Genomic DNA, 12,209 nt, shown 5'->3' with positions numbered 1-12,209 from the left:
GAGGGACGCGACCGTCCGACGATCGCAACTATTTGACGTCGCATAATAGGTCTGCCTATTATGCGACGCATGATAGCGGCCGGAACAGGCGACCCTCCAGACGGAGCGAACGACCCCCCCGACGGCGACCGACAGACCCAGCTACTGCGCGGCGCGCTCGACATGTGCCTGCTCGCCCTGCTGGCCAAGAAGTCGGCACACGGCTACGAACTCGTCCGCCGGATCGAAGCCGCCGGATTCACCGGCGTCGGCTACGGCACCATCTACCCGCTGATGACCCGGATGCGCCGCCTCGGCCTGGTCGCCAACGAGACCCAGCCCAGCCCCGCCGGCCCGGATCGCAAGGTCTACGCGCTCACCGCCGCCGGCCACGCCCGGCTACGCAGCTGGCGGCAGCAGTGGGCCACCTTCGTCGGCCTCGTCGACGCCACCCTCACCGACGCCGTCGGCGACAACCCGAGGAGCTGACCATGGACACCATCGACGACGCCGTCGCCACCGCCGAGAACGCCTGGCGGGCCTACGGCGTCACCCGCGCCGACCGTGCGGTCCTCGCCGCCGACCTGCGCAGCGAACTGGCGGCCGCAGTCGCCGACGGCATCACCCCGGCACAGCTGCTCGGCGACGACGTACCCGGACTCGCCCGCCGCCTGGCCGACGAAGCCGGCGTCGCCCGCGTCCCGGCCGAGTACGGCCGCGTCGTGCGGACCGCCCTCGCCGGCGCGGTGGCCGGCACCGTCCTCGGCTACCTGGCCATGATGGTGATCTACCCGGTGGTGGTGCACCTGGTGGACCTGCCCCGCAGCTACCGGGTGCCACTGCTGCTGGCGGTCGCGTCTACTACGGGATCCCGGCCGCGCTGCTGGTCGCCGGCGCGGTCGTCGCCGTGCGCACCCGGCTGCGCGACCTGCCCCGGATACGCGCCACCGCCACCAGGATGCTGCTGCTCATGCCGGCTGCCGGCATCGTCGTCACCCCGCTCACGATCGCCTACGCCTGGGCGACCGGCTTCAGCACCGTACCCACCGTCGTCGCCCTCGAGATCGCACTCGTCGTCGGTGCGATCATCGGTGCCACCATGCTCGCCCGCCGCTGGGCGGTCCGCGACCCGGCACCGGCCCCGCTGGTCACCGCCGGCTGAACTACCCCGCCACGACCACAGCGGCCACCAGGTATGCCGACCGTCACACCGGGTCACCGCTGAGCGGGTAGCGTCCCCGGCGGGGTGCCACCATGCCGGACGTACACCCAGGTCAGCCCACACCCAGGAGGAGCCATGCCGGCACGGGACAAAATCGAGGCGATCTACGGCTCGGTCGTGCGACGCAACCCGGGTGAAAGCGAGTTCCACCAGGCCGTCCGCGAAGTCCTGGACAGCATCGTGCCGGCGCTGGACCGGCACGCCGAGTACGCCGAGGCGAAAATCATCGAACGGATCTGCGAGCCCGAACGGCAGATCATCTTCCGGGTGCCGTGGGAGGACGACCACGGCGAGGTGCACATCAACCGGGGCTTCCGGGTCGAGTTCAACAGCGCGCTCGGCCCGTACAAGGGCGGGCTGCGCTTCCACCCGTCGGTGTACCTGGGGATCGTCAAGTTCCTCGGCTTCGAGCAGCTGTTCAAGAACGCGCTGACCGGCATGCCGATCGGCGGCGGCAAGGGCGGATCCGACTTCGACCCCCGGGGCCGCTCCGACCGCGAGGTGATGCGGTTCTGCCAGTCGTTCATGACCGAGCTGTACCGGCACATCGGCGAACACACCGACGTACCGGCCGGCGACACCGGCGTCGGCGCCCGCGAGATCGGCTACCTGTTCGGGCAGTACAAACGAATCACCAACCGGTACGAGTCCGGCGTACTGACCGGCAAGGGGCTCAGCTACGGCGGCGCCCAGGTCCGCCGCGAAGCCACCGGCTACGGCGTGGTCTTCTTCGCCGAGGAGATGCTGCGCACCACCGGCGACAGCCTCGACGGCAAACAGGTCGTCGTCTCCGGCTCCGGCAACGTCGCCGCGTACGCCATCGAGAAGGTGCACCAGCTCGGCGGGACCGTGGTCGCCTGCTCCGACTCCTCCGGCTACGTCCACGACGACAAGGGCATCGACGTGGAGCTGCTCAAGGAGATCAAGCAGGTCCGCCGGGAGCGGGTCAGCGCGTACGCCGACGCCCGCCCGCACGCCGCCTTCGTCGCCGACCGCGGCGTCTGGGAGGTGCCCTGCCAGGTCGCCTTCCCCTGCGCGACGCAGAACGAGATCAGCGCCGCCGACGCGGTCACCCTGGCCGCCGGCGGCACCAGCCTCGTCGTCGAAGGCGCCAACATGCCGACCACCCCGCAGGCGGTACGGGTCTTCGCCGAGGCCGGCGTCCGGTTCGCCCCCGGCAAGGCGGCCAACGCCGGCGGGGTGGCCGCCAGCGCCCTGGAGATGCAGCAGAACGCCAGCCGCGACTCGTGGACGTTCGCCCATTCGGAGGACCGGCTGCGGGAGATCATGCGGGACATCCACGACCGCTGCCACGCCACCGCCGAGGAGTACGGCATGCCGGGCGACTACATCACCGGCGCCAACATCGACGGGTTCCGCCGGGTGGCCGAGGCGATGCTCGCGCACGGCCTGATCTGACAGCGGCCGGCGGGGTAGGCCCAGCCTGACGCGGCCGCCGGCGGTCACGCCCTGCCTGACGCGGCCGCCGGGAACGGCAGGTGCACCCAGCCTGCCGTTCCCGGCGCGTCGCCGTCACGTCGTCGGGCCGGGTGGTCGACCGGCCCGACGACGGTGGTCGGTCAGGCGACGGTGCAGGATGCTCCATTGAGGGCGAACGCGGTCGGCCGGGCCGTGTTACCGGTGTGGGTGGCCTGGAAACCGATGTCCACCGATCCGTTGACCGGGATACTGGCGTTGTAGGACATGTTGCGGGCGGTGACCTGCCCGGAGGACGGTGAGTAGGTCGCGTTCCAGCCCGAGGTGATGGTCTGCCCACTCGGCAGGGTGAACACCAGCGACCAGCCGTTGACCGGCGACGTACCGCTGTTGGTGATCCGGTAGTTGGCGGTCAGGCCGGAGTTCCAGGCGTTCAGGGTGGCGGTGACCCGGCAGGCGCCGGACGGCGGCGGGGTCGTCGGAGGTGCGGTCGTCGGGGGTGCGGTCGTCGGCGGTGCCGTGGTGGGCGGGGCCGTGGTCGGGGGTGCGGTCGTGGGTGGTGCGGTGGTGGGCGGCGCCGTCGTCGGCGGGGCGGTCGTCGGCGACGGGTTGGTCAGGCCGAGGAAGGTGATCGCGGCGGCGGCCATCCCGGAGCTGGGCAGGCTGTGCCCGGCACCCTGGATGCTGTACGCCTCCACCTGGACGGTGCCGCTGCTGTCGGCGAAGCGGCGGCGGTTCCAGTTCGGCTGCGGGGTGTCCGACGACGTCGGGGTCTGGCTGAGCCCGAACACGTTGGTCCACTGCTCGACCGCCTCCTGCAGCAACGAGTACGGCACCAGGGTGTCGGCGGTGCCGTGCCACAGCTGCACCCGGGGCCGGGGGCCGGTGTAGCCCGGGTACGCCTGCTGGCGGACCGCGTCACCCCACTGCTGCGGGGTCCGGTTCATGTTGCCGCCGGTGCACTGGCTGCTCCACGGCGGATAGTCCGCCGCGTTGGCGAAACAGTTGTACGGCACGCCCATGAACGCCGCCCCGGCCTTGAACACGTCCGGGTAGACGGCGAGCATGTGGTTGGTCATCATGCCGCCGGACGAGCTGCCGGTGGCGTACACCCGGTTGGGGTCGCCCCGGTACTGCTGCTGCACGTAGTTGATCATCGACATGATCGACACCGGGTCGCTACCACCGCCACGCCGCTTGGCGGCGTCGGACCAGACGTCGAAGCAGTTGCCGAAGCCGGCCTGCTGCATCGCGCTCGGGTAGATCACGATGTAGCCGTACCGGTCGGCCAGCGAGGCGAACTCGCTGCCGGAGTAGAAGCCGGGACCGTTACCGCCGCAGCCGTGCATCGCCACGACGATCGCCGGGTTGGCCGGGCGGTTGTCCGGCACGTAGACGTGCATCCGCATGCCGCCCGGGTTGTTGCCGAAGTTCGTCACCTCGACCAGCGTGGCGGCGTGCGCCGGCGTCATCGCCGGCACGACCAGGCCGACGGCCACCACCGACGCGGCCAGGCCGAGCAGCAGTCTTCGAACGATTCTCATACACCCTCCTCGATAGGTACGGCGCGCCCTGCCCGACCCTGCACGGCAACATGTGGCACTTAGTGTTCTCCTCGGGCGCACAAGTGTCAATCGATGCGACTCGATGATAAGGGCCGTCTACAGTCGCGGTACGCCACCGCCGAGACGAGCCCCGGAGCGACCGTGAAGCGACCGTTCACCATCGAGGAGATCTACCCCGACGACCAGGACGACTCCGTACGGCTGCCCCGCCGCCAGGCCGGCAACTCCCCCCAGGGCCTCGCCGTCACCCTGCTCGCCGACTACACCCTGCGCACCCGCGCCGCACTGCCGTCCGCCGCGATCGTCGCCCTGCTCACCGAGAGCGGCGTCACCCCCACCGGCGCCCGGACCGCGATCAGCCGCCTCGCCCGACGCGGCATCCTCGACGGCAGCCGCCACGGCCGGCACAGCTCCTACCAGCTCAGCGAACGCGCCGCCACCAACCTCTCCGTCGGCGGCGCCTGGATCATCGCCACCACCACCAGCCCACCGGCGTGGGACGGACACTGGACACTGGTCGCCTTCTCCCTACCCCAGGAGCAGAGCACCCAGCGCCGCGCACTGCGCGGCCAACTCCGCTGGCTCGGCTACGCCCCGCTGTACGACGGACTGTGGATCTCCCCACGCCCGCCGACCCACCTGGTCAGCGCCCACCTGGCCCAACTCGACCCCGGCACTGTCACCGTCATCCGCGGCCGGGCCGTCGACCTCGACGCCGTCACCGGCCGCAAACCCATCGACGCCTGGGACATCGCCGAAATCCACCAGCAGTACGAGGCCTTCCTGCACCGCTGGCGACCGCTGCTGCCCCGGATCAGCGCCGGCCGCCTCGACGGCCCGCACGCCGTACAGGCCCGCACCGAAGTGATGGACACCTACCGCCGCTTCCCCACCCTCGACCCGCAGCTGCCGATCCAGCTGCTACCGGCGGGCTGGCTGCGCGACACCGCCCGGGAGGTCTTCACCGCCGTCTACGACGGCCTCGCCGACGTCGCCGAACACCACGTCCGCACCGTCGTCGCCGCCCACACCGGCGGCGCCGACCCCGACGTACGCGCACACACCACCGTCGACCTGCTCGCCGGAATCGGCCGGCCACCGACCAGCAGCCGACTCACACACTTTGCGTAACTCTGCTACAACAGACTGACGACCAACGGGGGGACCGGATGACCGACCCGACCCAGCCCGGCTGGCGGCCGGACTACACCGCCGACGACAGCCTCGGCGACGTCGGCTCCGGCCGCGAACTCGGTGCCCACCTGTACTACCTGTACCGGGCCGGCCGCAACGAACTGCCTGCGGTCGCCGCCGTCTACGCCCAGCTCACCAGCGGCATCCACGGCACCGCCGGCGCACTGGCCAGCCAGTTCGACCGGCCCGGGCTCGGCATGGAGCCGGCGCATCTGCGGCTGTTGGAGCTGCGCGACGAGACCCACGACGTACTCCGTCAGACCTGCCTGCGGATGCAACAGGTCGGCACGGCACTGGTCGAGATCGCCGATGCCTACGCCGGCACCGACCAGGAGGCCGCCAACGAGTTCAGCCGCCTGCTGGACAAGTACGCCGAGGACTTCCGGGATCCGCCGCCGGCTGTGCCGCCACCACCTGGCGTACACGACCCCGCGCCGACCCCGTTCGACGACCGCCGCATCGGCGGCATCTGACGACCGCCCATTCTGACGACGGCGCGTCCCGCCGCCCCGGCCCTGTCAGGAGGCACGATGGCCGAGCCGACCATCACGTACGACCGGCGCGAGCTGTACCGGAAACTGTCCGAGATCCAGGGATACCTCGCCGAGCTGCGCTACATCGACACGGCTCTCGCCTACCTGGAGGCGGAGAAGTCCAGCTGGTGGCACAAGACGCCGGTCGGCCCCGGCGTCGACTACATCGACGTCGAGTTCGGCACCACCTTCCCGTTCCGGAAGGTCTACACCGTGCCGCTGGACTACCTGCGCCTACCCTGGCAGGACGACGAGAAACGGGAGGAGGTCCAGGCTCACCTGCGCGGGCTGGCCGCAGCGGCGAACACCTGGGCGGCCACCGAGGTCGAGGCCGTCACCAGCCGGATCCAGCCGTACACCTGGCCGGTCGGGTCGACGTACGACAGCCAGTGCGTCCAACCGGTACTGGACGCCCACCTCACCCTCAACTACGAGATCGGGTACGACTTCGGCAAGCTCCGCCACAGCCTCGGCAACTGGCGAGGCGAGGCAGCTGACGCCTTCGCCAGCGAGTTCTACCACCCGTTCGAGCAGACCCTGCGCAGCCAGATGCAACTGCTCCTCGCACTGGCCGGTGGCATCGCCGCTGCCAAGGCGATCGCCGAGTCCACCCAGCACAGCCTGATGAACGTCGTCCACTACACCGGCGAAGCGCTGCGTGACCAGCTCAGGCTCTGCCAGAGCGAAGCCGAACTGGCGCGGCAGGAGGCGATCAGGAACATCGCGGTGATCGGTGGCGCCGCCGCCAGCGTCTTCGGTGGCTTCCTCGCCGGCGGCGGCCTGTGGGCGATGACCATGCCGACGGTCGCCGCCGGGGTCGGGGTCGCCGCGACCGCCATCCCCGACGGCGGCTGGGCGGCACTGGACATTCACGGATCCACCGCGCTGGACCTGCTCACCTCCATGTCGGACGCCGTCAGCCTGGTTATCGCCAACGATTCCGATCAGCACGCTGTCCTCAGCAGGGACGTCGAGGCAGCTCTCCGCCGGATCGATACGCTCCGCAGTACCAGCGACGGCGAGTACGGCAGGCTCATCCCAGCACAACCCGACGTAGTCGGCGGCGTGGACAGCAGCAACTTCCGCCTACCCTGAACCTGGCCTGCCTGGACCCGGAGGACGTCATGCACCCGCGCGCCACCCGACTCGGCGTCGTGCTCACGACTCTCGCCTTGGTCGTCGTCACCGGCGGGTGCGAGCGCAGTGATCCGACATCCCAGCCAGTTCCAGGGCCCCAGTACAAGACTTCACCAGAGGATATCTGCGAGAGTCTCCGCCTCGGGATCGTCCTCGAACAGTTTGACCTGAGCCTGCCGTCCGACTATCAACCTGACCCCGGCCCTCGGACGGAGCGCACCCACTGGCGTCAGCTCTGCACGTTCGCCGCCTATGGCGTTGACGAACGCTTCGCCACCCCGGTAGGCGGGTTTCGGCCGACCGGGAGTGTTCAGGTACGGGTCTACCAGAATGCCGCAGACGCAGCGGCGGCCTACGACGAGGATTCCTACAGCTACTTCGACCTGCGCGAAGAGACCGTACCCGGCACCACCACCGCGAATTTGACCGGCTGGTGGGGAGAAAATGGAAGATCACTACAAACGGCGCAGATACCGAACCCGGATCACCTTGTTTCGGACGCAGTGGTGAATGAGATACACGTGATACACCTCATCCGCCACGACAACCTTGTGCTGCTCGCGGACAACGAGGCGATAGCTCCACTACCTGACAGCGCAGAGGTGACCACACTGCTGCATGACCTCACTCGCGCGCTGATCGACGAGACCGTCACGCACCTCGACCGCCAGTAGCCAGTCAGCATTGCATCGCAGAAACGCGTCGACGGATCGGCGGATGCGCTGACCGGCCAGCAGGGCGGCGTACCGTGTCGCGAGGACCGCGGGGGAACGATCCGGTCCTGGCTGTACAAGATCGCGACGAACCGGTGCCTGACCCTCATCGACCGTCGTGGCAGGCGGGAACTCCCAACGGACCTGAGCCCGGGTCGAGACGGTGTGGCTGGGTCCGTACCCGGACCGGCTGATGAGATGGACGGAGCAGCTGAGCCCGGAGGCGCGGGTACCCGCGCGCGAGAGCGTGGAACTGGCGTTCGTCGCCGCCCTTCAGCATCTGTCGCCCGTACAGCGGGCGGTGCTGCTGCTCCGCGACGTGCTCGCCTATCCGGCGAGCGACGTCGCCGGCTTGCTGGACACGACGGTCGCTGCGGTCAACAGCGGCCTGCAACGCGCCCGCAAGTCCATCGCCGAGCGGCAGCCAGCTCCCGGCCGGCGACAGACTCTCGCCTCGCTCAGCGATCCGGCGACGCGGGAGTTGGGCCGGCGCTACCTGGCCGCGTGGGAGGCAAGTGACGTCGACACCATTGTGGCGATGCTGGCAGAGGACGCACGCTACTCGATGCCGCCGCTGTCGACCTGGTACGAGGGTCGTGCCGCGATCCGCCATTTCCTGGTCGACGGGGCGCTGCGGTACCGCTGGCGGTTCGTGCCGACCCAGGTGAACGGCCAGGTCGCCTTCGGCACCTACCGGTGGGACGACGGTCAGCGCGCGTACATCCCAGGCGGCTTGGACGTGCTCACGCTGCGCGGACGGCAGGTGGCCGAGGTGATCTCGTTTCTCGATGCCGACTTTCCGGCCTTCGACCTGCCGGCCCGGCTGACCGGTGGCGACCCGACGCGATGAGTTTGCGGCCCGGCCGGGGTTGTAGTCGTAACGGACACACCGACGGAGAGGGCGAGCGCAGACCATGGCTACCGACGAAGAGCAGATCCGTACGCTGATCGAACGTTGGGTCAGCGCGATCCAGCTCCGTGACCTGGCCGCCGTGCTGGCCGATCACGCCGACGACATCGTGATGTTCGACGTACCGCCCCCGCACCAGGGCGTGCGCGGCATCGATGCCTATCGGGAGAGCTGGCCGCCGTTCTTCCGGTGGCTGGCCACCGGCGCGTTCTTCGAGATCGAATCGCTGGAGGTCATCGCTGGCGACGATGTCGCTTTCGCGTACGCGCTGTTGCGTTGCGGCTCCGCGACGAGTTTCGCCGAGAACCCGGACACCCGGCTACGACTGACCCTCGGCCTGCGCAAGCAGGACGGCCGCTGGATCGTCACCCACGAGCATCACTCCTTCGCGCTGACCGAGACCACCTCGGAGGATCCCGCTCAGCGTTTGGACACTGCCACCGCCGAGCAGGAGATCCGCCGCCTCCACCAGGACTTGTTCGACGCCACTGCCGCAAAGGACCTCGACCGTCTGACGGCCCCGATAGCCGACGACATCGTCTCGTACGAACATCAGCAACCGTTGCAGTACGTCGGCCTCGACGCCGTACGCGAGGTGTGCAGGGCTGGTCTCGACGCGGCGGGCACCGGCACCGTCAACTGGGCCGTGCCGGACCTGAGGATCGTGGTCGACGGCGATCTCGCGGTCGCGTGGGGCCTCAACCACGTCCAGTTGAAACCGGCCGACGCAACGCCTTCCGACAGCTGGTCGCGCGGAACCCGGGTCTTTCAGCGTCAAGGCGGCGCATGGCGTATGGTCCACCAGCACCTCTCGTGGCCCTCCGGTCCGGCGACCGACGACACCGGAACCGACCCCGGCCGCGTCTGACGGCCCACCGCCTTGTTCCCACGGACAAGAAGGCGAGGGCGGGGCCGGGTCCGACACGACCAGCGGTATCCGGCTGTTGCCCGTAGCTCCTACAGTAGACGGTATGCACGCAGTCAGACCCTGGCACGTGGTCGTCCTGCTTCTCGTGAGCCTCCTGTGTATCGGCGGAACGGTTGCGGTGATCGCAGCCGCGCTGGCGCTGGTGCAGCGCGGAAAGCGCTGACTCCTGCACACCGCCTACCACAAATCGGACATCCCAGTGATCAGCGCAGCTGGACTTCGTCGGCAGCCAACCTCAGCGTGATCGCGGCTACGCGCTCCGCCGGGATGCCCCATGGCGGCACGGAGTTGCGATCCTCGCCGAGCCCGGAGGCCCGGCGCAGCGGCTCGCGAACTGCAAGTATTCGCCGATGGCGATCGAATCGCAGCGACTCACGAGCCGGGCATATACCAATCATGGTAGTTCATCGGTTCGGAACCCCCCGCGCGGAGCGTGACCGCCGGGGTTCCTAGATCAACTTCGCCCACAGCTCGGGGCGCTCGGGGTGGTGGCTGGCCGTGCCCGGCCAGCCACCACCCCGACCGTCAGCGGGCGTCGGACGTGGGCAGGGCGGTGGTGAAGGTGGCCCACTGGGCGGGGGCGAAGGCCAGGACCGGGCCGGTGGTGTCCTTGCTGTCCCGTACGGCGACGAGGTTGGGCAGGTTCGTCGCCACTTCGACGCAGTTGCCGGAATTACCACTTCGAGTACTCTTGCGCCAGTTAGCGCCGGTCAGGCTGTCCATTAGCGATCGCCTCCAATGCGTGACGGATACAGTCCCGCGACGCTGACTCGTCGAGGGCACGACTCTCAAGATCCTTCCAGACCAACTCGTACGCCCTGACCTCGTCTGCCTTGTTGAGGTACAGCGAACCAGTCAAGGTGTCGACGTAGATCAGGGGCGGTTCGACGGGGTCCGGGCTCAGTGGAGCGTTGGGGAACGTCAGAAAACTGAAGGCGGAGTTCATGCCTCCGTGAGCACCAACCGTGTAGGGCACGACCCGGATAGAGACGCTGTGCCGATCCGTGACGTCGATCAGGTGACGGAGCTGCTCCGTCATCACGTCAGTGCCCCCGACCACTCGGTACAGGACCGCCTCGTTCAGCATCACTCGCAGGTGGGGTGGCCTCGGTGAGGCCAGAAGCCCTTGCCGCTCCAGCCGGACTTTGACACGGCGTGCAACCTGTTCGTCAGTGAGGAGCCCTACCGGTAGTCGGGTCACTGCTTCGGCGTAGGAGCGCACTTGAAGCAGCCCTGGAACCGACTCGGGCTCGTACTGGCGGATGGTGTCGGCGCTGTCTTCGAGGGAGACGTAGAGGCCGAACCAGGCGGGCAGGGCGGACTCGGTGTAGTCGTGCCACCAGGCACGTTTCGGGGCGTCGCGGGTTGAGGTGTACCAAGGATCTTGGACATGTCCTCCGAGTTGAGAGGATGGATCCATGTCCGAGCAACGTCGTCGATACAGTCCGCAGTTCAAGGCCGAGGCTGTGCAGATGGTCGTCGAGACCGGTAGACCGATCGCCGCGGTGGCCCGTGATCTGGAGGTCCACGAAGCCACCCTGGGCAACTGGGTCAACACCTGGCGCCGTGAACACGCCACGCCCGTACCGCCGCACACCGACCGGACCGAGGACACCCGTGTGAAGGAGATGGAAGACGAGATCCGCCGCCTGCGGATGGAGAACGAGTTCCTGAAAAAAGCCGCGGCCTTCTTCGCCCGGACGCACCCGTAGCCCTGCGGTGCGCGGTGATCGACGCGGAGAAGGCCACCTACCCGATCGCCTGGATGTGCCGCCTGCTGGGCGTGCCCCGCTCCACCTACTACGCCTGGCGGGAACGCGCCGAGACGGTCACCGCCGCCCGACGTCGGACCCTCGCCGACCACGTGCGGCGGGTCTTCGACGCCTCCCGGGGCACCTACGGCTGCCGGCGGGTGACCGCCGCGCTCAACCGCAAGGGTGTCGCGTGCAGCGTCGGGCTCGTCGCCGACCTGATGCGCGAGCTCGGCCTGCGGGCCTGTCAACCCAGGGCGTACAAGCGGACCACGGTGCCCGGCCGGGACCCGGTCACCGCGAAGGATCTGATCGACAGGGACTTCACCGCCGACACCCCGGGCACCCGCCTGGTCGGCGACATCACCTACCTGAGGACGGGTGAGGGCTGGCTGTACCTGGCCACCGTCATCGACCTGGCCACCCGGATGGTCGTGGGCTGGCAGACCGCCGAGCACATGCGCACGAGCCTGGTGGTCGACGCCCTGGCCATGGCCATCCGACACGGCCACGTCCGCCCGGATGCGGTGTTCCATTCCGACCGGGGCGCGCAGTACACCTCGGCCAGGTTCGCCCGCCACTGCGCCGACAACCAGGTGCGGGTGAGCGTGGGACGTACCGGTGTCTGCTGGGACAACGCCGCCGCCGAATCGTTCTTCGCCACCATGAAGAACGAGATGTACCACCGGGAACGCTTCGACACCCGTGCCCGCGCCCGGTTCGCCGTCGCCGAGTACATCGAGGTGTTCTACAACAGACAACGGCTGCACTCCAGCCTTGACTACCGCACCCCGGCCGAAGCCCTCACCGGCTACCAGGCCCTGATAGCCGCCTGACCAG

Annotated in this window: 12 protein-coding genes and 1 pseudogene; 10 read left to right on the top strand and 3 right to left on the bottom strand. The window is 69.0% G+C overall.

The annotated features are described in order from the left end of the window. Window positions 1-69 precede the first annotated feature (69 nt). The 3 genes from ACN28F_RS31315 to gdhA all read left to right on the top strand — a co-directional run bounded on the left by ACN28F_RS31315 (window position 70) and on the right by gdhA (window position 2,620). Entirely contained in the window at window positions 70-468 is a 399-nt protein-coding gene (locus ACN28F_RS31315) for a PadR family transcriptional regulator (protein WP_289206034.1), read from the top strand. A 418-nt stretch (window positions 469-886) separates the two neighbouring features. Beyond that, entirely contained in the window at window positions 887-1,141 is a 255-nt protein-coding gene (locus ACN28F_RS31310) for a hypothetical protein (protein ID WP_421361080.1), read from the top strand. Window positions 1,142-1,276: 135 nt separating this feature from the next. Then, window positions 1,277-2,620 (top strand): NADP-specific glutamate dehydrogenase, encoded by a 1,344-nt coding sequence (gene gdhA / locus ACN28F_RS31305; RefSeq protein WP_421361078.1) that lies wholly within the window; start codon window positions 1,277-1,279, stop codon window positions 2,618-2,620. Between the two features lie 161 nt (window positions 2,621-2,781). Here gdhA and ACN28F_RS31300 read toward each other — a convergent pair whose 3' ends face one another. After that, window positions 2,782-4,182 (bottom strand): PHB depolymerase family esterase, encoded by a 1,401-nt coding sequence (locus tag ACN28F_RS31300; protein WP_421361077.1) that lies wholly within the window; start codon window positions 4,180-4,182, stop codon window positions 2,782-2,784. Between the two features lie 162 nt (window positions 4,183-4,344). Between ACN28F_RS31300 and ACN28F_RS31295 the strand changes: the two genes are divergently transcribed. The 6 genes and pseudogenes from ACN28F_RS31295 to ACN28F_RS31270 all read left to right on the top strand — a co-directional run bounded on the left by ACN28F_RS31295 (window position 4,345) and on the right by ACN28F_RS31270 (window position 9,558). Beyond that, window positions 4,345-5,334: a PaaX family transcriptional regulator C-terminal domain-containing protein gene (locus ACN28F_RS31295; protein WP_421361075.1), complete on the top strand. Its 990-nt coding sequence runs from the start codon at window positions 4,345-4,347 to the stop codon at window positions 5,332-5,334. A gap of 38 nt (window positions 5,335-5,372) precedes the next feature. Continuing rightward, window positions 5,373-5,870 (top strand): hypothetical protein, encoded by a 498-nt coding sequence (locus ACN28F_RS31290; protein ID WP_421361073.1) that lies wholly within the window; start codon window positions 5,373-5,375, stop codon window positions 5,868-5,870. Between the two features lie 57 nt (window positions 5,871-5,927). Further along, window positions 5,928-7,025, top strand: coding sequence for a hypothetical protein (locus tag ACN28F_RS31285; protein ID WP_421361072.1), 1,098 nt, complete (start codon window positions 5,928-5,930; stop codon window positions 7,023-7,025). Window positions 7,026-7,054: 29 nt separating this feature from the next. Continuing rightward, window positions 7,055-7,741 carry a hypothetical protein gene (locus ACN28F_RS31280; RefSeq protein ID WP_421361070.1) on the top strand — a complete coding sequence of 229 codons (687 nt, stop codon included), beginning with the start codon at window positions 7,055-7,057 and terminating at the stop codon, window positions 7,739-7,741. A gap of 78 nt (window positions 7,742-7,819) precedes the next feature. After that, window positions 7,820-8,630 (top strand): annotated as a pseudogene (locus tag ACN28F_RS31275) (RNA polymerase subunit sigma-70); the annotation flags it as partial. Window positions 8,631-8,694: 64 nt separating this feature from the next. Next, window positions 8,695-9,558, top strand: coding sequence for a YybH family protein (locus ACN28F_RS31270; RefSeq protein WP_421361069.1), 864 nt, complete (start codon window positions 8,695-8,697; stop codon window positions 9,556-9,558). Window positions 9,559-10,143: 585 nt separating this feature from the next. Here the strand turns inward: ACN28F_RS31270 and ACN28F_RS31265 are convergent. Continuing rightward, window positions 10,144-10,341: a DUF397 domain-containing protein gene (locus ACN28F_RS31265; RefSeq protein WP_421361067.1), complete on the bottom strand. Its 198-nt coding sequence runs from the start codon at window positions 10,339-10,341 to the stop codon at window positions 10,144-10,146. After that, on the bottom strand, window positions 10,319-11,038 hold the full coding sequence (locus ACN28F_RS31260; RefSeq protein WP_421361065.1) for a DUF5753 domain-containing protein: 720 nt from the start codon (window positions 11,036-11,038) through the stop codon (window positions 10,319-10,321). The genes ACN28F_RS31265 and ACN28F_RS31260 overlap by 23 nt, the downstream gene beginning before the upstream one ends. On the opposite strand from ACN28F_RS31260, the gene ACN28F_RS31255 reads away from it, so the two are divergent. Next, a protein-coding gene (locus ACN28F_RS31255) for an IS3 family transposase (RefSeq protein ID WP_421357131.1) occupies window positions 11,037-12,205 on the top strand; the annotation gives its coding sequence in 2 pieces (ribosomal slippage) (window positions 11,037-11,292 and window positions 11,292-12,205; 1,170 coding nt in all). The genes ACN28F_RS31260 and ACN28F_RS31255 overlap by 2 nt on opposite strands. Window positions 12,206-12,209: the final 4 nt, after the last annotated feature.

It is taken from the genome of Solwaraspora sp. WMMA2101, from assembly GCF_049179175.1.
In the GTDB taxonomy this organism is placed as follows: domain Bacteria; phylum Actinomycetota; class Actinomycetes; order Mycobacteriales; family Micromonosporaceae; genus Micromonospora_E.
Note: the sequence above shows the minus strand (reverse complement) of the source record. Positions and strands in the feature narration are given on the sequence as shown.

What these genes read in the sequence shown, in the direction of transcription:
- ACN28F_RS31315 (WP_289206034.1), top strand. Translation starts at nt 70, where the DNA reads ATGATAGCGGCCGGAACAGGCGACCCTCCAGACGGAGCGAACGACCCC.
- gdhA (WP_421361078.1), top strand. Translation starts at nt 1,277, where the DNA reads ATGCCGGCACGGGACAAAATCGAGGCGATCTACGGCTCGGTCGTGCGA.
- ACN28F_RS31300 (WP_421361077.1), bottom strand. Translation starts at nt 4,182, where the DNA reads ATGAGAATCGTTCGAAGACTGCTGCTCGGCCTGGCCGCGTCGGTGGTG.
- ACN28F_RS31290 (WP_421361073.1), top strand. Translation starts at nt 5,373, where the DNA reads ATGACCGACCCGACCCAGCCCGGCTGGCGGCCGGACTACACCGCCGAC.
- ACN28F_RS31285 (WP_421361072.1), top strand. Translation starts at nt 5,928, where the DNA reads ATGGCCGAGCCGACCATCACGTACGACCGGCGCGAGCTGTACCGGAAA.
- ACN28F_RS31280 (WP_421361070.1), top strand. Translation starts at nt 7,055, where the DNA reads ATGCACCCGCGCGCCACCCGACTCGGCGTCGTGCTCACGACTCTCGCC.
- ACN28F_RS31270 (WP_421361069.1), top strand. Translation starts at nt 8,695, where the DNA reads ATGGCTACCGACGAAGAGCAGATCCGTACGCTGATCGAACGTTGGGTC.
- ACN28F_RS31265 (WP_421361067.1), bottom strand. Translation starts at nt 10,341, where the DNA reads ATGGACAGCCTGACCGGCGCTAACTGGCGCAAGAGTACTCGAAGTGGT.
- ACN28F_RS31260 (WP_421361065.1), bottom strand. Translation starts at nt 11,038, where the DNA reads ATGGATCCATCCTCTCAACTCGGAGGACATGTCCAAGATCCTTGGTAC.